Source organism: Oxalobacter aliiformigenes (assembly GCF_027116575.1).
In the GTDB taxonomy this organism is placed as follows: domain Bacteria; phylum Pseudomonadota; class Gammaproteobacteria; order Burkholderiales; family Burkholderiaceae_D; genus Oxalobacter; species Oxalobacter aliiformigenes.
The window spans coordinates 213,263-235,240 of sequence record NZ_CP098252.1 but is presented as its reverse complement, the minus strand read 5'-3'; the positions used below and the strand labels follow the sequence as shown (position 1 = coordinate 235,240).

Annotated in this window: 19 protein-coding genes and 1 pseudogene; 9 read left to right on the top strand and 11 right to left on the bottom strand. The window is 45.9% G+C overall.

Annotated elements, in window-relative coordinates:
• Positions 1 to 56 precede the first annotated feature (56 nt).
• The 5 genes from dnaN (at position 57) to NB647_RS01150 (ending at position 5,973) form a co-directional block, all read left to right on the top strand.
• Positions 57 to 1,163, top strand: coding sequence for a DNA polymerase III subunit beta (gene dnaN, locus NB647_RS01170; protein WP_269264723.1), 1,107 nt, complete (start codon positions 57 to 59; stop codon positions 1,161 to 1,163).
• 106 nt (positions 1,164 to 1,269) lie between these two features.
• Positions 1,270 to 3,762 (top strand): DNA topoisomerase (ATP-hydrolyzing) subunit B, encoded by a 2,493-nt coding sequence (gene gyrB / locus NB647_RS01165; protein WP_269283738.1) that lies wholly within the window; start codon positions 1,270 to 1,272, stop codon positions 3,760 to 3,762.
• Between the two features lie 203 nt (positions 3,763 to 3,965).
• A complete protein-coding gene (locus NB647_RS01160; protein WP_269283737.1) occupies positions 3,966 to 5,015 on the top strand; it encodes an AI-2E family transporter in 1,050 nt (349 codons plus the stop codon).
• A gap of 136 nt (positions 5,016 to 5,151) precedes the next feature.
• Positions 5,152 to 5,382, top strand: coding sequence for a DUF6139 family protein (locus NB647_RS01155; protein ID WP_269264720.1), 231 nt, complete (start codon positions 5,152 to 5,154; stop codon positions 5,380 to 5,382).
• 144 nt (positions 5,383 to 5,526) lie between these two features.
• Positions 5,527 to 5,973 (top strand): host attachment protein, encoded by a 447-nt coding sequence (locus NB647_RS01150; RefSeq protein WP_269264719.1) that lies wholly within the window; start codon positions 5,527 to 5,529, stop codon positions 5,971 to 5,973.
• A 59-nt stretch (positions 5,974 to 6,032) separates the two neighbouring features.
• On the opposite strand, the gene NB647_RS01145 is transcribed toward NB647_RS01150, so the two are convergent.
• Positions 6,033 to 6,317: a hypothetical protein gene (locus tag NB647_RS01145; protein WP_269264718.1), complete on the bottom strand. Its 285-nt coding sequence runs from the start codon at positions 6,315 to 6,317 to the stop codon at positions 6,033 to 6,035.
• Positions 6,318 to 6,482: 165 nt separating this feature from the next.
• Positions 6,483 to 8,303, bottom strand: a complete 1,821-nt coding sequence (locus NB647_RS01140; protein WP_269283736.1) for an aminopeptidase P family protein — start codon at positions 8,301 to 8,303, stop codon at positions 6,483 to 6,485.
• A 158-nt stretch (positions 8,304 to 8,461) separates the two neighbouring features.
• Here NB647_RS01140 and NB647_RS01135 point away from each other — a divergent pair, with 158 nt between their 5' ends.
• Positions 8,462 to 9,025, top strand: coding sequence for a hypoxanthine-guanine phosphoribosyltransferase (locus tag NB647_RS01135; RefSeq protein ID WP_269283735.1), 564 nt, complete (start codon positions 8,462 to 8,464; stop codon positions 9,023 to 9,025).
• Positions 9,026 to 9,055: 30 nt separating this feature from the next.
• On the opposite strand, the gene NB647_RS01130 is transcribed toward NB647_RS01135, so the two are convergent.
• The 4 genes from NB647_RS01130 to mnmG are packed head-to-tail and all read right to left on the bottom strand — an operon-like array spanning position 9,056 to position 13,369.
• Positions 9,056 to 9,931 carry a ParB/RepB/Spo0J family partition protein gene (locus NB647_RS01130; protein ID WP_269284681.1) on the bottom strand — a complete coding sequence of 292 codons (876 nt, stop codon included), beginning with the start codon at positions 9,929 to 9,931 and terminating at the stop codon, positions 9,056 to 9,058.
• Between the two features lie 34 nt (positions 9,932 to 9,965).
• Positions 9,966 to 10,739 carry a ParA family protein gene (locus tag NB647_RS01125; RefSeq protein WP_269264715.1) on the bottom strand — a complete coding sequence of 258 codons (774 nt, stop codon included), beginning with the start codon at positions 10,737 to 10,739 and terminating at the stop codon, positions 9,966 to 9,968.
• Positions 10,740 to 10,771: 32 nt separating this feature from the next.
• A complete protein-coding gene (gene rsmG / locus NB647_RS01120; RefSeq protein ID WP_269283734.1) occupies positions 10,772 to 11,446 on the bottom strand; it encodes a 16S rRNA (guanine(527)-N(7))-methyltransferase RsmG in 675 nt (224 codons plus the stop codon).
• 3 nt (positions 11,447 to 11,449) lie between these two features.
• Complete coding sequence (mnmG, locus tag NB647_RS01115) at positions 11,450 to 13,369, bottom strand: tRNA uridine-5-carboxymethylaminomethyl(34) synthesis enzyme MnmG (protein ID WP_269283733.1); 1,920 nt, start codon at positions 13,367 to 13,369, stop codon at positions 11,450 to 11,452.
• Positions 13,370 to 13,844: 475 nt separating this feature from the next.
• Between mnmG and NB647_RS01110 the strand changes: the two are divergent.
• Positions 13,845 to 15,119, top strand: a pseudogene (locus tag NB647_RS01110) (malic enzyme-like NAD(P)-binding protein); the annotation flags it as partial.
• Positions 15,120 to 15,196: 77 nt separating this feature from the next.
• On the opposite strand, the gene pyrC reads toward NB647_RS01110, so the two are convergent.
• Positions 15,197 to 16,243 carry a dihydroorotase gene (gene pyrC, locus NB647_RS01105; protein ID WP_269283731.1) on the bottom strand — a complete coding sequence of 349 codons (1,047 nt, stop codon included), beginning with the start codon at positions 16,241 to 16,243 and terminating at the stop codon, positions 15,197 to 15,199.
• A 77-nt stretch (positions 16,244 to 16,320) separates the two neighbouring features.
• Between pyrC and NB647_RS01100 the strand changes: the two genes are divergently transcribed.
• Entirely contained in the window at positions 16,321 to 16,866 is a 546-nt protein-coding gene (locus tag NB647_RS01100) for a cob(I)yrinic acid a,c-diamide adenosyltransferase (protein WP_269283729.1), read from the top strand.
• A gap of 3 nt (positions 16,867 to 16,869) precedes the next feature.
• Here NB647_RS01100 and folE2 read toward each other — a convergent pair whose 3' ends face one another.
• The 4 genes from folE2 to NB647_RS01080 all read right to left on the bottom strand — a co-directional run bounded on the left by folE2 (position 16,870) and on the right by NB647_RS01080 (position 20,794).
• Entirely contained in the window at positions 16,870 to 17,679 is an 810-nt protein-coding gene (gene folE2 / locus NB647_RS01095; RefSeq protein WP_269283727.1) for a GTP cyclohydrolase FolE2, read from the bottom strand.
• A 118-nt stretch (positions 17,680 to 17,797) separates the two neighbouring features.
• Complete coding sequence (gene dxs, locus NB647_RS01090) at positions 17,798 to 19,660, bottom strand: 1-deoxy-D-xylulose-5-phosphate synthase (protein ID WP_269283726.1); 1,863 nt, start codon at positions 19,658 to 19,660, stop codon at positions 17,798 to 17,800.
• A complete protein-coding gene (locus NB647_RS01085) occupies positions 19,660 to 20,547 on the bottom strand; it encodes a polyprenyl synthetase family protein (RefSeq protein WP_269264709.1) in 888 nt (295 codons plus the stop codon). Before NB647_RS01085 ends, dxs begins: the two co-directional genes overlap by 1 nt.
• Positions 20,540 to 20,794, bottom strand: a complete 255-nt coding sequence (locus tag NB647_RS01080) for an exodeoxyribonuclease VII small subunit (RefSeq protein ID WP_269279438.1) — start codon at positions 20,792 to 20,794, stop codon at positions 20,540 to 20,542. Before NB647_RS01080 ends, NB647_RS01085 begins: the two co-directional genes overlap by 8 nt.
• 238 nt (positions 20,795 to 21,032) lie before the next feature.
• Here NB647_RS01080 and NB647_RS01075 point away from each other — a divergent pair, with 238 nt between their 5' ends.
• The gene (locus NB647_RS01075; protein WP_269264707.1) at positions 21,033 to 21,974 is read left to right on the top strand and encodes a DMT family transporter; all 942 of its coding nucleotides are present in this window, start codon (positions 21,033 to 21,035) and stop codon (positions 21,972 to 21,974) included.
• Positions 21,975 to 21,978: the final 4 nt, after the last annotated feature.

Sequence of the window (21,978 nt, the reverse complement as noted above, 5' to 3'; positions counted from 1 at the left end):
CAGTATTACAGTCGAATTATCGAAAAACAAAGTAATTATTTTTCAAGGAAAAGAATATGCAACTGGTAAAAACCGGCAGAGACAATCTTCTTCGCCCTTTGCAAACTGTCAGCGGCATCGTGGAACGCAGACATACCTTGCCGATCCTGGCCAATATTCTGATACGTAAGGAAGGCAATGCCGTTTCATTTCTTTCTACCGATACAGAAATCCAGATTGTTACCCATGCCGAAATCGGTACGACGGAAGAAGATGCAACCACCACCGTTGCCGCCCGCAAGCTTCTCGATATCCTGCGGGCGCTCCCTGATTCGTCCGATATCGTGATTTCCTTAAACGACAAGCGGCTTGTCGTGTCTGCCGGAAAATCCCGTTTTTCGTTGCAAACCCTGCCAGCTGATGATTTTCCTACCGTTTCCCAGCCACTTGAATATGAAACATCAGTAACGCTTACCCAGAAATCGCTGAAAAATCTCTTCAGTATGGTGTATTTCGCCATGGCACAGCAGGATATCCGTTATTATCTGAACGGCCTGCTGCTGCAGGTTGACGGCAAAACCATCAAGGCCGTTGCGACCGATGGGCACCGTCTGGCTTTCTGCCAGATGGAAACCGATCAGGAATTTCCCAAAAATGATGTCATCATTCCGCGAAAAACCATTCTTGAATTGCAACGCCTGCTTGAAGATTCCGAAGATCCCGTCAGGATCGATTTTTCCGGTGCACAGGTCCGCTTTGTATTCGGTGATGTCGAACTGATCTCGAAACTCGTTGAAGGCAAATTCCCGGATTATACCCGAGTCATTCCGAAAGGATACAAGAACAAATTCGTCATTTCACGGGAACTGCTGCAAAGGGCCCTGCAACGTGCCGCCATCATGACAAGCGATAAATTCAAGGGAATCCGCTGCATTCTGGCTGCCGGCAGTCTCAAGATCAGTTCGACCAATGCAGACCAGGAAGAAGCGATCGAGGAAATCGAGCTCGATTATGCGGGCGACAACATCGACATCGGTTTCAATGTCACATACCTGCTTGATGTTCTCGGAAACCTGAAAAATGATGAAACCAGTATCGAACTGGGCGATGCCAATTCATCTGCGCTCATCTCCATACCGGATAATACCGATTTCAAATACGTCGTTATGCCGATGCGTATTTGACAACGCAACAACCTGCTACGAATGATTCATACAAATCATTGCTTTATCCTCTTCGCGCTGTTTTACCAGACGGCGCGACTGTCGGCGTTTTAAGGAAAACAGTTCCATGTCGCAAAACACACAAAACGAAGTTCAGCAAAACGAAAATGCCTATGGCGAATCTTCCATTCAGATTCTGGAAGGACTTGAGGCTGTAAGAAAGCGTCCGGGCATGTACATCGGCGATACGTCAGATGGCACGGGACTTCATCATCTTGTTTTCGAAGTACTGGACAATTCGATTGATGAAGCTCTTGCAGGATACTGCACGGAAATTCACGTCACACTGCATTCGGACAATTCTGTCTCCGTCGTTGACAATGGCCGCGGCGTTCCGACCGGAATCAAATTCGACGACAAGAATACACCGAAAAGAAGCGCTGCCGAAATCGTTATGACGGAATTGCATGCCGGAGGAAAATTCGACCAGAATTCGTACAAGGTTTCCGGCGGATTGCACGGTGTCGGTGTTTCCTGTGTCAATGCCCTGTCCACGACTCTGAAACTGACTATCTGGCGTGACGGAAAAGAACACCGCATGGATTTCAACCACGGTCTTCCCCAAAATTCCACCATCGAAATCATCAATGGCGTTGAATGTACCCCCATCAAAGTGGTCGGCGAATCCGACAGACAGGGAACGCGTGTCCAGTTCTGGCCGGATGCAACCATTTTTTCGACAATTGAATTCCAGTACGACGTTCTCGCAAGAAGAATCCGCGAGTTGTCTTTCCTAAACAATGGTGTCCGAATTCGTCTGACCGACGAGCGTACCGGCAAAGAGGAAATTTTTGCCTATGAAGGAGGGACCCGCGGTTTTGTGGAATATATCAACCGTGGAAAAAGTGTGCTTCACCCTACCATTTTCCAAGCAACAGGAGAACGGATCTCGGAACTCAATACTCCCATTTACGTGGACATTTCCATGCAATGGAACGATTCATACAATGAACAGGTTCTTTGTTTTACCAATAATATTCCACAGCGGGATGGCGGAACCCATCTGACCGGTTTGCGTGCTGCGATGACGCGCGTCATCAACCGGTATATCGAAGAAAACGAACTGGCCAAAAAAGCCAAAGTCGACGTAACAGGCGACGACATGCGCGAAGGTTTGACCTGCGTATTATCGGTCAAGGTGCCTGAACCGAAATTCAGTTCCCAGACCAAGGACAAACTTGTTTCTTCCGAGGTGAGAGGTCCTGTCGAAGAAATTATCACCAAAACGTTGACGGATTTTCTCCAGGAAAAACCGAATGACGCCAAGATCATTTGTTCCAAAATTGTTGAAGCGGCGCGTGCTCGTGAAGCGGCACGCAAAGCCCGTGAACTGACCCGCAGAAAAGGAGTTCTGGACGGTTTGGGTCTTTCAGCCAAACTGGCGGACTGTCAGGAAAAAGATCCTGCACTGTCAGAACTTTATCTGGTTGAAGGGGATTCGGCAGGAGGATCCGCCAAACAAGGCAGAGATCGCCGTTTTCAGGCCATTCTCCCTCTGCGTGGCAAGGTATTGAATGTCGAGAAATCACGCTATGAGAAAATGCTTTCTTCAGAGCAAATCACGACACTTATCGCAACGCTTGGAACAAGTATCGGACCGGACGAATTCAATATCGATAAATTGCGTTACCACAGAATTATCATCATGACAGATGCCGATGTGGACGGCGCCCACATACGCACACTTCTTCTGACTCTTTTTTACAGGCAAATGCCACAGCTTGTCGAACGGGGTTACGTCTATATCGCACAACCTCCCCTGTATAAAATCAAGAATGGCAAGGACGAACGTTACTTGAAAGACGATCTGGAAGAAGCCAATCACATGATGTCGATTGCCCTGCAAGGCGCTTCCCTGATTCCGAAAAAAGGTATGAAACCCATCAGCGGCGAACAGCTGAAAACCATGGCAGACCAACATACCGTTGCCTACAACATCATCCAGCGTCTTTCCCGGCTGATTGATATGGATATCCTTTCAGCGATCATGAACGGAGCCAGATTGCGGCTGAATACAATGGAAGATGCAGACAAATCGGCTGCCGAACTGAATTCCGCAATAAACGATCCATCCGTTAGCGTTGAAGTCAACAAGGACTCCAATGGGGTTCCTTCCCTGATTGTCCGCAAAACCCTTTATGGAAATACGCACGTTACTGTACTGGATGCGGACTTTGTCTATGGAAATGATTACCATATACTCGAAAAAACAGCCGCATCGTTTTTGAGTCTGATCGGAACGGGTGCTGTTATTCGCCGTGGCGAAGGCGACAAACTGAAACAGCAGACCGTGAAAAACTTTCATGAAGCCATGCAATGGCTGAGATCGGAAGCTGAACGGGGAATTTCCAAACAGCGTTACAAGGGACTTGGAGAAATGAATCCAGACCAGCTCTGGGAAACAACGATGGACCCAAGCATGCGGCGACTGCTGAAAGTGAAGATCGAAGACGCCATTGCTGCCGACCAGATATTCACGACCCTGATGGGCGATAATGTCGAACCCAGAAGAGCGTTTATTGAAAATCATGCCCTGTTGGCAGGCAACATCGATGTCTGAAACTTTCTCGTTTCTTCCGGGCTGTCTTGCCTTGGCAAGGCAGCCTTTTCGATGACATAAAACAGGACCGTGACCAACCGGATTCCTATCAAAACTGCCCGATTCAATTTGATTTCACGCAGAAAAACGTGACCGGACTGGCGTAATTCGGAAAACTGAAATGTCAAAGCATTTCAATTGTCCTCCCATAAACCAGTTCGATGATGCAAAATGAAACGGAAAAGATCCATTCGCCAGTTCTGTCTGAAGAATGGAATTTTCGCAATCGAATCCGGCTTTTTCTTCAGCTGGCGATAACTATCGCGAGTGTACTTCTGTGTTATCTGATGACATTGCCTTTTCTGGCATCCCTGTCATGGGCACTTGCACTTGCCGTTCTGTTCATGCCATTACACCAAAAAATTTGCAGAAAAATCAGAAAACCTACATTCTCTGCCATTGTCACTTCAGCTATTGCCATTATCATCCTTGTCATACCGGTTTTGCTGATCACTATTCGTGTAGTACTGGAAATAGACCGGGGATCCACCCTTATCATGAACAAAGTCGAATCGGGAGAATGGCAACACAATCTCGAGAAATTTCCTTATATCGGAAAAGCCCTGTTATGGGCGGAAGACCAGCTCGATATTCCTTCCATTATAGACAACCTGACATCATTTCTTACCACTCAGGTAACCTCTTTTTTGAAATCTTCCTTCATACAGATTGTCGTTATTGTTCTGACTTTCTATCTTTTGTTCTTTTTTTTAAGAGACCGAAACCAGATATTGAGAGCCATACGGCGGTTCTCTCCGTTATGTGGCCATGAGACGAATGGCTTGTTCAAAATTATCGGCACCACCATCCGGGCAACCGTTTTCGGAACCATTGCTGTTGCAGCTGTACAAGGCTTTCTGGCCGGATTCATGTTCTGGATACTTGATTTGCCCGCTCCACTGTTATGGGGAACCATCATGACCATTTTATCCGTTATTCCTTTATTAGGCGCCTACATTATCTGGCTGCCAGCCTCGATTTACCTTGCGCTTGACGGTAACCTCATTTATGCAGTCATACTGGCCTGTTGGGGAATGTTTGTTGTAGGAACCATTGACAATATTCTGTACCCCATACTGATCAGCCGGAAACTCCGTTTGCATACAATTGTTGCATTCATCTCACTTGCCGGCGGTATTTTTGTTTTCGGAGCATCAGGTATCGTTCTTGGTCCGATCACCCTGACAGCAAGTGCCTACTTGATGCATATCTGACGAACAAAAACCATCTGCAACAAACGACGGTAACAAATCCTCTCTATCGTTCTCCATACCTCCCCTATGAAAGGAAAAACGGCAACTTTAATACCGGAAAGCTGTCTAACATAAAACCGATAAAGGAGTGCTGAACATGCGAGTCGATATTTTCAAACGAAAAGAAAGTGACGGATTTTTTTCCTATCTGCTCGTTCCGGAAGGTAAAAACCTGCCTGGTGAAGTGACAAATACTGACTGGGCAATCGAAACCCGCGGAATCGACATCGACCCTGACAAAGAAAAACTTGAAATATATTCCATACCTTGCCCCGGAAAACAAATCCGCAATAAAGGATATGCTATCAGTAATGCATCATTTGTCTGAAATCCGCCAGTTATCGTTTTTTGTTCCCGGATCAAATCATCTTTGAAAAACATCAATCTTGAAGACTCGAACCTGGATTTCAATAACTACTTTCATTTCCAAAACCGACCTTGAACAGCTCAAAACATCCAAAGGAATTACCATATGCAAACAAGTTGGGTAGTCGTCACAGACAGTACAAGAGCACGAATATTCGAAAAAAAGGGAGCGACCCAGCCCCTTAACGAGTTTGAAGATCTGTATCATCCTTCAGCTTACCAGAGCCAGAATGAACTTGAACATCATACCCGTGGCCGCTTTCATCATCCCGGTACATTTCACAGTCATACCGATGATCCATCAGTAAGTCCCCTCGCACATCAGAACGATCTGTTTGCCAAATCAATAGCCCTCTATCTTGACAAAGGCAGAAAAGATGCCAAGTATCACCGGTTGTATCTGATTTCATCACCTCATTTTCTCGGAATCCTGAGAAACAAACTGGGAAAAGAAGTAAATCGCCTGATCGAAAACGAATGGTCCCAGGAATTGTCCGACATGTCTGCGGAAGAAGTTGAGAAATTCCTGCGTGAAAAAACAGTCTGGCACTGACGATTTTTCTTTTGAAAAAAGGCGTATTTCTCAAAATACGCCTTTTTTCAGCAAGTGAATCAATAACTGTTTTTCTGTTTCTGGGCCTCATACGACCAGACACATTTGGCCTGATTCATGTCATTGATATCGAAAATCAATGTCGTTCCTGCCGGACAATCACGATCAGTGAATTCGGCCGTTACTTTGCTTGCAGGGACTTCCTCTACAATCAGTGAAGAAGAATTGACCACCGTGACACTATCCGGCGGATTGACAGCCGTACCGATGGAATACACCTGCGCGGAAGCGGCTCCTGATATTCCCAATGCCGCCATCAGAATAACCAAATGCAGTTTTTTCATAAAAGATACCCCGCTAAATGAAGATTGTTCAGTTTTCCTGCCATGATTGATTTACCTTTATAAGACGAGGAAAGACCTTACGAGTTTCATCACGGTTTATCTTTTTTGACAGCATACGTGCGATTGGTCAAGCGGATAGATCTGTAAACCGCAAACCGCTTCCGCTCAAACAGGTTCTGTCCGTTTTATCAACCAGTCTCTCGCATAATCCGCAACCAGTGGCAGCAAGTTCTCGCGTACTTTTTCATGATAGCGATTCAGCCAGGAAATTTCTTCTTGTGTCAGCAACGATTTATCGATACACCGGGTATCGATCGGACATTGAGTCAATGTCTCGAACCGGAGAAATTTGCCGGCTTCTTCATCATCAGCTACCTGGTTGACCACCAGATTTTCCAGTCGGATTCCCCATTTCCCTTCACGGTAAAGGCCGGGTTCAATGGAAGTCACCATACCCTCTTCCATGGCAGTCTGGGATTCAGGGTTCGCATGATACGAAATTCCCTGAGGTCCCTCATGGACGTTCAGGAAATAACCGACTCCATGTCCGGTTCCATGGCCATAATCGAGTCCGAAAGACCACAAAGGCTTGCGGGCAATACTGTCAAGCATAGGTGCCGGAATAGAACGCGGAAAACGGCTCTCTGACAGGGCGATCAACCCTTTCAGAACAACAGTAAAATCCCTTTTTTGTTCCTGACTCGGGAAACCGACAGGAATAACCCTTGTCATATCTGTCGTACCGCTCAGATACTGGCCCCCTGTATCGATCAATAACAGGCCATCTCCGTCAATAAAAGAAAATGCCTCTTCAGTTGCCTGATAATGAGGCAAAGCCGCATTGGCATTAAAACCAGCAATTGTTCCAAAACTGGGAGAAACATAATGAGTGCGGACAGATCTGAGTGCTTCTATTTTTTCTGAAATTGTCAATTCAGATATCCGGTCATTGTTTCCAATGCCTGACTGTGCGTCGAACCATGCCTGGAATTCACAAAATGCCGCACCGTCTTCCAGCATGGTCTTGCGGATATGTTCTATTTCTTTTGGTGATTTTCTTGACTTGAAAAGCACAGTCGGATTGATACTTTCGATTTTCCTGACGCCCGCTCCAACAACTTCGGTCATCGCATAAGCCGTTCTGCGCGGATCATACAACAAGGATGCACCGGAAGGCAGCTGGCGCAAACAATCGGCAGCGGTTTCATAAGGCTTGATATGAACTCCATCTTCTTCAAGTATCCTTACCAGATCGGCCGGTATTTTCTCCCAGTCAACCATCAAAAAAACGGTTTTGTGACCAATCAGCAAATACGAAACAAACACCGGATTGAATTCAATATCGGAACCTCTCAAATTAAGTGTCCATGCAATATCGTCCAGTGTCGAAACAAAATACCAGTCTGCTCGTCGGATTTTCATTTCCGAACGAACCTGGTCAATTTTCTCCAGTCTGGACAAACCGACAAATTCGGATTTGTGTTCAAAAACAGGTTTCAAGGGTATCTGTGGCCTGTCTTTCCAGACCAGTGAAACCGGATCAGTATCCGTTTTGAAAACAAATTTTTTTGTTTCCAGTGCATTTTTAAGCAAACGTCCCTGATTCAGGGAAATCAGATAACCATCAATACCGACAACACTTCCTTCGGGAAAATTTCCGGTTATCCATTCGACATAAGGTATATTACTGCCTCCTTCCACTTTGCACATATCGATTCCGGTACCTTCCAGTTGTCTGGCTGCCTGAGACCAATACCGGCTATCGACCCAAAGCGATGCCCGATCGTGACCAACGACAAGTGTGCCCGCTGAACCGGTAAATCCTGAAAACCATTCCCTGCTACGCCAGTGATCCGGCAAATATTCCGACAAATGCGGGTCTGAAGTGGGAATAATCAGAATGTCAACTGATTGACATTGCATTGCCGTCCGAAGCGCAAACAGGCGCCCGCAGATCATATCATTCTGTCTGAAACTGTCTTTCATGTCGTTCTTTCGATAAGTGAAGCCACGAATTTGTATTTTAGCGAATGCATGACACAGTACAACCGGATGGAAACGGAAAGGCATTTTCAATTGTCAAAATCATGAGTTCTGTCATATAGTCACACTAATCCCTTCAAAATCAAGAAATCGGAAATAACATGCCAGAATCGATAAATGAAAAAGCACGTGAAATTCTGAAAAATTCCGAGCAAATTTATTCTCCTGAACAGGTTCAGAAAACCATAGTGGAACTGGCATCGGAATTGAATCGTGATTTCGGATCGCCAGATCAGACACCGCCACTCGTCATGAGTGTCATGGGAGGTGCTGCCATTTTTACCGGACAACTGCTTCCCCATCTGACATTTCCGCTGGAATTCGATTTCATACATGTTTCACGTTACGGTAACGACGAGCATGGCGGAGAATTTATCTGGAAAGTCATTCCACGACAAAACGTCATCAATCGGATTGTCATTGTACTGGACGACATTCTGGATGAAGGACAAACCCTGTTGCACGTCCGTGAAAAACTGCTGGATATGGGAGCTGCCAGAGTTGTTCTGGTAGCATTTGCCGAGAAAAATACCGGAGCGACAAAACCTGTCAAAGCCGATTACATCGGACTCACAGTACCCGGCCAGTTTGTGATCGGCTTTGGCATGGATATCGAAGGATTCTGGAGAAATCTTCCGGATATACGGGTATTAAAGAAAATATAACTTGTTGTTTTAAAATGTTTTTCAAAAAAATCAGGAAACTGGCCTGATTTTTTGAATAAGACCGTCCAGTACATCCAAATCGGAAAAATCGATAATCAGTTGTCCTTTTCCTTTTGAACCCAACCTGAAACTGACCTTGGTCGCAAGCAAATCTGAAAGTTCTTCCTCGAGCTGGACAAGATCAGCCGATTTTTCCCTTGCGATTTTTTTGGCAGTATTTCTATCGTTCAATTCCTGCGCAACGAGCCGCTCTGCTTCCCGTACAGACATTCGTTTTGCCACTATCTGGGTAGCCAGAGCAATCTGGGTCGCACCATCGACGGCCAATAATGCCCTTGCATGTCCCATATCGATATCACCGGCTACAAGCATGGTCTGGACTGGTCTGGTCAGGTTCAACAGACGCAACAGGTTGGTTACAGCACTCCTGGAGCGTCCTACAGCCGAAGCTGCCTGTTCATGAGTAAAATTGAAGTCTGTTATCAACCGATGAATACCTTGTGCTTCTTCGAGTGGATTGAGATCCTCTCGTTGCATGTTTTCGATCAGAGCCATAGCGGCGGCAGTCCGATCATCAACATTTTTCACGATAACAGGCATTTCCTGAAGGCCAGCTATCCGGGCAGCCCGAAAACGGCGTTCTCCTGCAATGATTTCATAAACTTTCTGACCATCCCCGTCATCAGTCGGTCGTACCAGAATCGGTTGCATGACACCCTGTTCCCGGATAGATTGGGCCAGTTCATTCAAAGCACCCTCATCCATGCGCGTTCTCGGCTGATATTTTCCCGCTTTCAACCGGAATATCGGCAAAGTGGAAACCGGTGATTCGGCAGAGAAATCGGGAGTGGATCCCAACAACACTTCCAGCCCGCGTCCCAAACCCTTTTTCTTTCTTGCAGTCATTTCGCTCATTTTGCCTGTATGCGCTTTTATATGATTAATACCGGCCCTTCAGCCATTCCAGCATTTCTTTCGAAAAATTCAGGTATGCCTGGGCTCCTCTGGATGAGGGATCGAAATCGATTCCCGGCAACCCATAAGAAGGTGCTTCAGCCAACCTGACATTTCTCGGAATTACGGTTTTGAAAACCTTGTCTCCGAAATGTCTTTCCAGCTGGTCAGAAACATGCTGTGACAGCGTTGCCCTCTTATCGAACATGACTCGCAAAAGGCCTATAATTTTCAGATTCCTGTTCAGATTGGCATGAACATGCTTGATGGTATTGACCAGATCGGACAACCCCTCGAGTGCGTAATATTCACATTGCATGGGGATGATCACTCCATCCGCGGAACTGAAAGCATTCAGTGTCAAAAGAGACAAGGCGGGTGGACAATCGATAAGAATGAAATCATACTGATCCCTGACGGAATCCAGTGCTTCCTTCAGGCGCTTTTCACGACGATCAATATCAACCATCTCTACTTCAGCCCCTGACAATTCGCGGTTGGCGGGAAGAACTTCATAATGTCCGGTTGAAGCTTTCTGTACGATATCTTTTATATCGGACAACCCCAACAATACTTCATATACGGATGCATCCAGTTCCGACTTCTGGATGCCGCTTCCCATTGTTGCATTTCCCTGGGGATCCAGATCGACAAGAAGAACTTTCCGGTCCAGTCTTGCAAGACCTGCAGCCAAATTGACAGTCGTAGTCGTTTTGCCGACTCCTCCCTTCTGATTGGCAATGCAAAATACGATGGCCATAAAATATCTTATTTATGAACAGATCAAGTTTATCAATCAACGGTAGTTCCGGCACTTTCAATTATTATCAAATGCCTTTGCGCGTCCAGTTGGGGGACTTTCAACGGTTGAATCCGGCTGACTTTCCAGCCCGAATCTAGATTACCTATTTCATCAAATGGAATCAATCCCTTCATGGCATAAAATTTCCCGTTCTCTTTCAACAAGTGACAAGCGAGACCCACAAAATCAGACAAACTTGAAAATGCTCTGGAAATAATTGCATCAAATTTATCTTCCACTGACAATTTCTCAACTCTGCCCGAATAAACAGTCACGTTATCCAATCCGAATTCAATCCTGACCTGATTGATGAACGCTGTTTTCTTCTGTACGACATCAATCATGGATACTCTCTTGTCCGGATAAACCGTCGCAAGAACCAATCCTGGCAGACCGGCACCGGATCCCACATCAAGAATATTCTCACAGGTCGAAAGACAGGCAGCAACTGAAAGCGAATCCAGCAAATGATACGTCAGCATGGAATAAATATCCCTGATCGCTGTCAGGTTATATGTTGAATTCCATTTTCCCAACAGAAACAGAAAATCAACCAGTTTGCCAAGCTGTATGTCATCCAGCAGAATACCCAGTTCCTTTATTCCGGATTTCAGGCGAAATTCGACTTCGGCCCGCTCCACTGTTATGATATTTTTTCTCGACATGATTCACTCGTGAGTCTCGGCAAAATCAACCAGTCCCTGCTTTTTCAGATAAATAAGCAACAATGAAATAGCTGCCGGCGTTACTCCGGAAATTCTGGAAGCCTGTCCCAACGTTTCCGGTTTCTGCTTGTCCAGTTTCTGACGAACTTCAATGGATAATGCATTCACTTCTGAATAATCCATATTCGCGGGCAATCTCAAATTTTCGTAATATTGCTGTCTTCTCACTTCACGGGTCTGCCTTTCAATATAGCCGGCATACTTGATCTGTATTTCAACCTGTTCCCTGACCTGCTTGTCCAGTTCTTTTTCCGTCCTCCAGTTGCCACCTGAAACTGAAGTCAGACTGGCCAGACTATCATAACTGACATCCGGTCGTTTCAGTAAATCGGCAAGACAGTATTCCCTTTCTATTTCCTTGCCAATAACCCTTTCAGCTTCCTTCACAGACAACATCGAAGGATGAATCCATGTGGATTTCATGCGTTCTATTTCCCGGGCGATATTTTCCCTCTTTTCTTCAAATGCGATCCACTGTTCCTCACTGACACACCCCATCTTGTAACCTGTTTCAGTCAATCGCATATCCGCGTTATCCTCACGCAAACTCAACCGATACTCCGCCCTGCTGGTAAACATCCGATAAGGTTCATTGACTCCCTGCGTAACCAGATCATCCACCATCACACCCAGATATGCCTCACTCCGTTTCGGAATCCATGCTGCTTCACCGGATACATAACGGGCAGCATTAATACCTGCCAGCAACCCCTGTGCGGCAGCCTCCTCATAACCTGTCGTACCGTTTATTTGGCCAGCAAAGAAAAGTCCCTCTATCTGACGGGTTTCCAGCGAAGACTTCAGACAACGAGGATCGAAAAAATCATACTCAATGGCATAGCCGGGCCTCAGAATATGAGCATTTTCAAGTCCAGGAATAGATTGAACCAATTTGATTTGAATATCAAAGGGCAAACTGGTGGAAATGCCGTTTGGATAATATTCATGGGTTTTCAAGCCTTCCGGTTCAAGAAATATCTGATGGGAATTCCTGTCCGAGAAACGATGAATCTTGTCCTCTATAGATGGGCAATAACGTGGACCGATCCCTTCAATTATTCCGGTAAACAATGGACTTCTGTCCAGACCCGACCGGATGATATCGTGCGTTTCAATATTGGTATTGGTAATCCAGCACGGTAATTGTTCAGGATGCATGGAAGCATTCCCTCTCAATGAAAAAACCGGAATCGGGTCGAAATCACCCAACTGTTTTTTCATCACAGAAAAATCGATCGTCCTGCCATCTATCCTTGGCGGAGTACCTGTTTTCAAGCGTCCTTGTGGCAAATCGAGTTCTTTAAGACAATCCGACAAGGCAATAGCAGGAACATCTCCGGAACGTCCCCCGGAATACGAATTCAAGCCGACAAATATTTTCCCATCAAGGAATGTTCCAGCAGTCAACACAACAGCGGATGAACGGAATTCAACTCCTCCCTGAGTCCTGACACCCGCTATACGTCCCTGTTCTATAACTAGCTCATCTACCTGCTGTTGAAAAAGAGACAAATTTTCCTGATTTTCCAACTGAAACCGAATGGCCTGTCTGTACAACACCCTGTCGATCTGGGCACGCGTTGCTCTAACTGCAGGTCCTTTGGATGAATTCAATACCCTGAATTGTATACCGGCACAATCAGCAGCCAAAGCCATTACTCCACCCAACGCATCAATTTCCCTGACAAGATGACTTTTTCCTATACCTCCTATAGAAGGATTACAAGACAACTGTCCAAGAGTTTCAAAATTATGCGTTATCAGTAACGTTTTTTTACCCATTCTTGCAGCAACCAGAGCTGCTTCGGTACCGGCGTGGCCACCACCGACAACAATAACATCAAAGTGAATTGAATAAAGCATCATTCAAGATCAGTCAAAAAATACTCAACCAACATATGTTTCACGTGAAACATGCCAGAAAAAACAGGAAGGAAGGTATTTTAGTGCGTTTCCATAAAAAAAGTATTTTGAAACAACTATTTATTTCAAATATTCCAAAACACAACAAAAAATCATTAAAATATGTGGATAAATTTGTTGATAAGTTGTGGGTCAGGTGGGTACAACATACTTTATCCAAAAGCCCAAAAAAATATACAAAATATATACTCGACTTATCCCAAAAGTTAATTTTTTATAATATATTGATTTTAAATAAATTATAATACTTATTCACAAACCTGTTCTTGCTTATTATTCCTATGTATATATCTGAATAATTAAGTAAAAAAACAGCTTGTCATCACTCGGCAGGCATTTCCGATCTGACAGTTACATCTGCTAGAATGACGTACCTGCCTACAATTTATCTTTTACATTGAAGAAAACAGAAGAAATGAATTCTCAAGACCAAAAAAAAGAGCTTCTGAAGAAAAATGCTCTGGCTTTCCACCGTTTTCCGATTCCTGGAAAAATCAGCGTCGAACCAACCAAACAGGTCAGAGACCAGAATGAACTGGCCTTGGCATACACACCGGGTGTAGCCTGTGCATGTCAGGAAATACATGCCAATCCGGAAGATGCCTATACCTACACAACAAAAGGAAATCTGGTAGCTGTCATATCCAACGGAACAGCTGTTCTCGGACTGGGAAATATCGGAGCGCAAGCTTCCAAACCTGTCATGGAAGGCAAAGGCGTTCTGTTCAAGAAATTTGCAGGCATCAACGTTTTTGACCTCGAAATCAACGAACTGGATCCGGACAAACTTTGCGACATCATTGCTTCCCTCGAACCGACATTCGGCGGTATCAATCTGGAAGACATCCGTGCACCCGAATGCTTCTATATTGAAAGAAAACTTCGCGAAAGAATGAACATCCCTGTTTTCCATGATGATCAGCATGGAACGGCCGTCATTGTCGGGGCAGCGATCCTGAATGCCTTGAAAGTTGTCGGCAAGGATATCAAGGATTGCAAGATGGTTGTGTCGGGTGCCGGTGCAGGTGCACTGGGTTGTCTGGAATTGCTGGTTGATCTGGGATTCCCGCTCAAAAATATCTGGGTTACCGATATCAAGGGAGTTGTCTACAAGGGCCGCAAGGAACTGATGGATCCGGACAAGGAAATATATGCACAGGACACTTCTGCACGTACCTTGATGGATGTTATTCCCGATGCAGATATTTTCCTGGGACTTTCCGCCGGAAATATCCTGAAACCGGAAATGGTTCTGAAAATGGCAAAAAATCCGATTATTTTTGCCATGGCCAATCCAATCCCTGAAATCCTGCCGGAAGTTGCGCATGCGACACGTGATGACGCTATTGTCGGTACAGGTCGCTCTGATTACCCGAATCAGGTCAATAATTCCATGTGTTTCCCGTATTTGTTCAGAGGTGCTCTGGATTGCCGGGCTAAAACGATCAATCGTGAAATGGAACTGGCAGCAGTTCGTGCCATTGCCAGCTTGGCTGAAATGGAATGTCCTCCTGAAATTGAGGCAATGTACGGTAAAAAATACACTTTCGGTCGTGATTACCTGTTGCCATTCCAGTTCGATCCTCGCCTGTTATGGACTGTTGCTCCTGCCGTTGCTCAGGCTGCAATGGATTCGGGAGTCGCACAGGCACCGATTACCGACATGGAAGCTTATCGCCAAAAACTCAAGGATTCCATGAAGTAATGGCAATGGCCTGATGAAAAAAAAACCGTGCATGAGTGCACGGTTTTTTTGTCTGGTTGTTTTTACTTCAGTTTCCAGTCCAGAAATTCACCTGCCATAAGAGGAACTACCCGATCTTTTCCGAAAGGCAGTTCTTCAGGAATTTGCCATTTTTCCTTTACCAGAGTTATTTTGTTTCTGTTGACTGGCAAATTGTAGAATTTGGGGCCGTTGATACTGGTGAACCATTCCAGTTTGTCCAGTTGTCCAGCTTCTTGGAAAGCTTTTACATAGAGTTCGATGGCGTGGGATGCCGTATAACAGCCCGCGCATCCGCATGAACTTTCCTTGGTATTCCTTGCATGGGGTGCTGAATCAGTGCCTGCGAAAAAACGCGCATTTTTACAGGTAACGGCTTTGATCAATGCCTGTCTGTTTTCTTCCCGTTTCAGAATGGGTAAACAGTAATAGTGTGGGCGAATACCGCCTGCAAACAGGCTGTTCCGGTTGAATAGCAAATGATGTGGTGTGACAGTTGCACCAATATAGCCGTCGGCTTCCGTCACATACTCGGCGGCTGCCTTAGTGGTGATATGTTCGAAAACAATTTTGAGATCCGGAAGTTTTTTTCGAAGAGGTATTAGCACCTTGTCGATAAAAACAGCTTCCCTGTCGAATATATCGATCTCCGGATCGGTTACTTCTCCATGCATCAGGAGCGGGATTCCCTGTTTTTGCATTTCTTCCAGTGTCTTGATACAGTTATCCAGGGATGTGACTCCGGCATCGGAATTGGTCGTCGCACCTGCAGGATAAAGTTTCACACCGTGGACAATTCCACTTTCCCTGGCATGCCTTATTTCTTCCGGTTGCGTATTGTCGGTAAGATATAGTGTCATGAGCGGTTCGAATTCCGCTCCTTTGGGAAGAGCATTGAGTATTCGCTGGCGATAGTTGATAGCGTCTTTTGTCGTTACAACGGGAGGACGCAGATTGGGCATGATAATAGCCCGCCCGAATTGTTTTGCGGCTTGGGGTACGGTTGAATCGAGGACATCTCCATCTCTGAGATGAAGATGCCAATCATCCGGTTGAATGATCGACAGTGATTGGGAATCTGATTGCGGCATAATAAAAGTCTCGCTTTCTGAAAATTCCATTTTATTTTATTTAGCGTTTTTATTCAGATTTTTTGCAGGACATGAAAATGACGGATCGTATATCAGATGTTGTGACCAGGGCCGGTGATACAGGAGAAACAGGCCTTGCTGATGGAAGCCGCATCTCGAAAGGCAGCTCGAGGATCAATGTCATTGGTGACATTGATGAATTGAATTCGGTTATCGGTGTGGTGATGTCCGAAACGGTTTTCAAAGACATTTATACCGACTTGATCCCGATTCAGAATGAATTATTCAGTGTGGGAGCTGAGCTGGCCGGGGCGGCACCTGAAAGTTTTTTTCTCGATGAAAAACATGTCGAGCGTATTGAAAGACGCATTCGGTCTGTGAATGACGGATTGTCTCCATTGAAAGAATTCATATTGCCTGGCGGATCCAGATGTGCCGCTCTGCTGCATCTGGCGAGAAGTGTGTGTCGGCGTGCGGAACGAAGTGTCGTGGTTCTTTCCGGAGAAGATAAAATATCACCGGTATTGATAAAGTATCTTAACCGTTTGTCTGATTTTCTCTTCGTTTATGCACGGTTGGCCAATCAATTGGCCAACCGTCCTGATATTTACTGGGAAAAGTAGGTATTATTTGGATCGTTTATCGAATTCAATACAGGCATACGCAGAATGATTATGGATTGATTCGAAATTTTCCGCTTCAAGAGCGTATGATAGAATCCTTTCATCCCTGTTCAGCATACAGGCGACATCGCGTACGAGATCTTCAACAAATTTCGGATTGTCGTAAGCATGTTCCGTGACATATTTTTCGTCCGGGCGTTTCAGCAGGCCGAATAATTCACAAGAAGCCTGTGCCTCGATGCGGGTTATCAATTCTTCTACAGGAAGGTCATTCTTCAAAAGGGCCTTGACGGTAATATGGGATCTCTGGTTATGAGCACCATAAGCCGAGATTTCCTTGGAACACGGACAAAGGCTTGTGACCGGAACAAGTACTTTCAGAGTCGTTTCGATGACGCCTTCTTTCATTTCACCGATAAAGCCGACTTCGTAATCCATCAGACTTTTAACTCCTGAAACGGGGGCGGCTTTCGTCATGAAAAATGGGAACGAAAGTTCGATACATCCGGATTCTGCATCCAGAAGTTTCAGCATGTCACGGATCAGTTGGTTGAAAACTTCAGTATTGAGCGGTTCGGAATCGGAACCTGTAAATTCTTCAAGAAGAGCGATGAAACGGGACATATGAGTGCCTTTTTTCTGATCCGGCAAACGTACGTACATGTTCCATGTGCCAACGGATGACTGTATTCCGTTTTTGGTCTGTATTCTTAAAGGATGACGGACTCCCTTGACACCTACCTTCTGTATGGCTATATGTCTGGTATCCAAGGTGCTTTGAACGTCCGGAATGGAAAGGGTATCAGAATTCATTTTCGTAGCCGATGGACTGATTGTTGTATGGGTGTTTGAGCAGTCATCCCAGTTGTAATCAAAAGAATGGGTGTCTCTGAAATTCATTGTCTAACCTTAAAAAGCACAATACAGGAAATTACCGGATGCTGCAGGTATCGGCAGACTTTCCGAAGCGTTCCTGGATTGACGTAATAATGCCATTTTTATCGAGTTTGTGCATGGCGAGTAACTGGCTGACATCGCCATGATCTATGAATTTGTCCGGCAGGCCAAGCAAAAGAACCGGGTTTGCCATTTTTTCTTCTGCCAGTGCTTCCATAACGGCAGATCCGGCGCCTCCTGAAACCGTTCCTTCCTCGACAGTGACCAGTGCGTGATGCGTTTGTGCCATTTCGAGAATGAGATTTTTGTCAATGGGTTTGACGAAACGCATATTGACGACTGTTGCATTTATCGATTCTCCGGCAGCAAGGCTGGGGGCAACCATCGTACCAAAAGCCAGGATAGCGATGTTTTTTCCGTTTCTGAGAACTTTTCCTTTCCCGATTGGCAAAGAATCGAATGTTTTTTCGACAGGTGCTCCGATACCGGCTCCACGGGGATAACGTACAGCGGCGGGTCCCTTGTAAAGAAAAGCGGTTGTCAGCATCTGGCGTGACTCGTTTTCATTACTTGGTGCCATGATAACCATATTCGGAATACATCTCAAATATGCCATATCATAGTTTCCGGCATGAGTGGCGCCGTCGGCACCGACCAGACCCGAGCGGTCCAGCGCGAATGTCACATCAAGATTTTGCAAGGCCACATCGTGAATGAGCTGGTCGTAAGCTCTTTGCAGAAAGGTCGAATAGATTGCGACGATCGGTTTGAATCCTTCACAGGCCAGTCCGGCGGCAAATGTAACGGCATGTTGCTCTGCAATACCCACATCGAAAAAACGATCCGGATAATCTTTTGCAAATTGAACCATTCCCGATCCTTCGCGCATGGCCGGGGTGATTCCGATCAGTTTGCTGTCGGTCGCGGCCATATCGCACAGCCAGTTACCGAAGATATCGGCATAAGTCGGTTTCAAGCCGGTCGGTGGTTTTATCCCTTCTTCCGGACTGAACTTTCCGAGACCGTGGTACAGGACAGGATCCGCTTCAGCCAGTTTGTAGCCATGTCCTTTTTTGGTAACGATATGAAGGAATTGGGGGCCTGTACGCTGTTTCAGGTTTTTCAAAGTCGAAACCAGCAATTCCACATCATGACCATCAATGGGTCCTACATAGTTGAATCCGAATTCCTCGAAAAGAGTTGCCGGCGCGATCAGTCCTTTTGCATGTTCTTCGAACCGCCTGGCAATTTCGAGTATGGGGCCACGCAGAACGGTTTTTCCAACATTTTTTGCCGTAGCATAAAACTTGCCGGACATTAACCGGGCAAAATAACGGTTCAGAGCACCGACCGGTGGCGAGATGGACATATCATTGTCGTTCAGAATGACGAGCAGTTTGATGTCATCATATATTCCGACATTGTTCATGGCCTCGAATGCCATTCCTCCCGTAATGGCCCCGTCGCCGATTACTGCAATCGATGTATAGTTTTCGTTTTTCAGCTTCGCGGCCAGAGCCATGCCAAGTGCTGCGGAGATGGATGTCGACGAATGGGCCGTTCCGAAAGAGTCATATTCACTTTCCTCTCTTTTCGGAAAGCCTGACATGCCATCCAATTGGCGCAATGTTTTCATCCGGTCTCTTCTGCCGGTCAGTATCTTGTGCGCATAACTCTGGTGACCGACATCCCAGATCAGCCGGTCGACCGGCGTATCGAATACATAATGCAAAGCGATAGCCAATTCCACAGTGCCCAGATTGGACGAAAGATGACCACCCGTTTTCGAGACGGACTGGACAATATAATCGCGCAATTCGGCAGCTAGTTCTTCAAGAACGGAACACGGCAGCTTTTTAAGATCTGCCGGGCTGTTTATGGTATTCAGCAATTTCATTATTTTTTCCGGTATACAACCAGGTCGGCAAGTTCTCTCAAATAATCCGCTTTTTTACCAAATGGTTCCAATACATCATGAGCTTGGCGACGTAGCTGTTCGGCCAGTTTTTTCGAGTTTTCAATACCCAGCAATGAAACGTACGTCGGCTTGTGATTCATGAGATCTTTTCCGGGAGTTTTTCCCAGCATTTCCGGATCGGCTGTCACATCCAGAATATCGTCAACGACCTGAAATGCGAGACCGGCTGCCTTTGCGTATTCTTCCAGTGCCCGGTTTTCTTCGGGAGACGGTATTTTTGCAGACAGTGCTCCAAGCATGACTGATGCTTTGAGAAGCGCTCCTGTCTTTAAGCGATGCATCTGTTCAAGCTGTCCGATGGTAAGCTGTTTGCCGATGCTGTCCAGATCGATCGCCTGCCCTCCGCACATTCCCAGAGATCCGGCTGCCCCAGAGAGAATCTGATACCGTTTTACAGCCAGCACTGCATCATCGTTCACGTTTGACAAAACGACAAAAGCCTGTGCCTGAAGAGCGTCTCCGGCAAGCAAGGCCATTGCTTCGCCGAACTGGACATGAACAGTTGGTTTACCCCTTCTCAGGACATCGTTGTCCATACACGGCATGTCATCGTGAATCAGGGAATAGGCATGAATCATCTCGACAGCCGAAGCAACCTGTGCCATAACGGATGTCTTGGCACCGAACAGTGTTCCTGTCGCAAATACCAGTAACGGGCGAATTCTTTTGCCTCCATCCAGAACGGCATAACGCATGGCTTCGTGTAATCGTTGCGGAGTCCGGTTTTCTGAAGGCAGCAGTTCGGAAAGTTTTTTTTCGACACAGGATTGTACCGAACGCATCCAGATGTCAAATGATTCAGTCATGGTCAACTCCGTTCTGGTCTTCGGGAGAAAAAGGTTTCAGCAGTTCTCCATCCAGTATCTGCACCTGTCTTTCAACTTTATCCAGTTGTGCTGTACAGAATCTGATCAGCTCAACTCCCCTTTTGTATGCATCGATAGACGATTCCAGTGAAAGTTCGCCTGCTTCCAGTTTAGTTACCAGTTGACCCAGTTCGGCAAGAGCTTGTTCGAAGGAAAGAGGTTTTTTATCGTAATCATCATTAGACATAAGGAACAAACATCCGCAGGTTTATTATGAAGAAGGTGTAAAATTCAATGAAAATAAGACTTTATTATTTTTTGATCCAAGTCCGACATTATACGCCATGAGCAGTTGGGACATGTTTTTCGATGGGCAGGATTCCGGACTCTTTTCTGGCGCATCATTTGGAGTGGACTTTTCGGATTTTGTTGTTGATATCATTGCTGCTGTTGCCGGATTCCCGGTTTTTTGGACAGGTTTTTAAATGCAATCTCTCTGGATGCTTTTCGCGACATTTCTTTTTTCCTTGATGGGAGTTTGCGTAAAACTGGTATCCGAAGACTATTCGACACCTGAAATCGTTATGTACAGAAGTCTGATCGGTGCAATTTTTCTCGGTTGCATGGTCGGTGTCAGAGGAGGTTCATTCAAGACAGCTTATCCTTTCCAGCATTTGTGGCGAGGTGTCGTCGGCGCCACTGCTTTTGGCTTATGGTTTTTTTCGTTCAGGGGACTGCCGCTTGCGACCGCCATGACGTTAAATTACATGTCGCCTATCTGGATTGCCGGCATCTTGTTCGGCATCGGTCTGTATCACGGGAAGGTCCGGTTTGAGTGGAAACTGGTTTGTGCCATTGTTGCCAGCTTTGCGGGTGTCATTCTGTTATTGCAGCCGACGATCAATGCGAATCAGTGGCAGTCCGGAATGATCGCTCTCGTATCCGGTGTACTGGCTGCCTTGGCTTATCTTCAGGTAAGGCATCTGGGCGATCTCGGTGAACCGGAATATCGTGTTGTCTTTTATTTTTGTATGATCGGGACAATGGGGGGCGCTATTATTTCAGTGGTATGTGCACACCTGCCGGGAAGTGACGGAATTGCATTTCACAGCCACAGCATCAAAGGTATTGTGTTGCTGACATTGATAGGGATTTTTGCGGCAGTCGGTCAAATGGCCATGACGCGTGCCTATCATTTGGGAAAAACGCTGGTTACCGCGAATCTGCAATATTCAGGTATTGTTTTTTCCAGCATATGGGGAATTCTGGTATGGGAAGATTTCCTTGGATGGGTGGGTTGGCTGGGTATCGTTGTCATTTTGGGCAGTGGTATTTCGACGACTTTTTTCGATGTCCGTCGCAAAATGGCTTCTACTCTGGAAGCTTACGAAAAAGCCAGAAAAACGTTGTCGCAAAAAACAGGATGAAAAC

Coding starts and splice junctions, on each gene's coding strand:
- dnaN (WP_269264723.1), top strand. CDS start 57: ATGCAACTGGTAAAAACCGGCAGAGACAATCTTCTTCGCCCTTTGCAA.
- gyrB (WP_269283738.1), top strand. CDS start 1,270: ATGTCGCAAAACACACAAAACGAAGTTCAGCAAAACGAAAATGCCTAT.
- NB647_RS01160 (WP_269283737.1), top strand. CDS start 3,966: ATGCAAAATGAAACGGAAAAGATCCATTCGCCAGTTCTGTCTGAAGAA.
- NB647_RS01155 (WP_269264720.1), top strand. CDS start 5,152: ATGCGAGTCGATATTTTCAAACGAAAAGAAAGTGACGGATTTTTTTCC.
- NB647_RS01150 (WP_269264719.1), top strand. CDS start 5,527: ATGCAAACAAGTTGGGTAGTCGTCACAGACAGTACAAGAGCACGAATA.
- NB647_RS01145 (WP_269264718.1), bottom strand. CDS start 6,317: ATGAAAAAACTGCATTTGGTTATTCTGATGGCGGCATTGGGAATATCA.
- NB647_RS01140 (WP_269283736.1), bottom strand. CDS start 8,303: ATGAAAGACAGTTTCAGACAGAATGATATGATCTGCGGGCGCCTGTTT.
- NB647_RS01135 (WP_269283735.1), top strand. CDS start 8,462: ATGCCAGAATCGATAAATGAAAAAGCACGTGAAATTCTGAAAAATTCC.
- NB647_RS01130 (WP_269284681.1), bottom strand. CDS start 9,931: ATGACTGCAAGAAAGAAAAAGGGTTTGGGACGCGGGCTGGAAGTGTTG.
- NB647_RS01125 (WP_269264715.1), bottom strand. CDS start 10,739: ATGGCCATCGTATTTTGCATTGCCAATCAGAAGGGAGGAGTCGGCAAA.
- rsmG (WP_269283734.1), bottom strand. CDS start 11,446: ATGTCGAGAAAAAATATCATAACAGTGGAGCGGGCCGAAGTCGAATTT.
- mnmG (WP_269283733.1), bottom strand. CDS start 13,369: ATGCTTTATTCAATTCACTTTGATGTTATTGTTGTCGGTGGTGGCCAC.
- pyrC (WP_269283731.1), bottom strand. CDS start 16,243: ATGCCGCAATCAGATTCCCAATCACTGTCGATCATTCAACCGGATGAT.
- NB647_RS01100 (WP_269283729.1), top strand. CDS start 16,321: ATGACGGATCGTATATCAGATGTTGTGACCAGGGCCGGTGATACAGGA.
- folE2 (WP_269283727.1), bottom strand. CDS start 17,679: ATGAATTCTGATACCCTTTCCATTCCGGACGTTCAAAGCACCTTGGAT.
- dxs (WP_269283726.1), bottom strand. CDS start 19,660: ATGAAATTGCTGAATACCATAAACAGCCCGGCAGATCTTAAAAAGCTG.
- NB647_RS01085 (WP_269264709.1), bottom strand. CDS start 20,547: ATGACTGAATCATTTGACATCTGGATGCGTTCGGTACAATCCTGTGTC.
- NB647_RS01080 (WP_269279438.1), bottom strand. CDS start 20,794: ATGTCTAATGATGATTACGATAAAAAACCTCTTTCCTTCGAACAAGCT.
- NB647_RS01075 (WP_269264707.1), top strand. CDS start 21,033: ATGCAATCTCTCTGGATGCTTTTCGCGACATTTCTTTTTTCCTTGATG.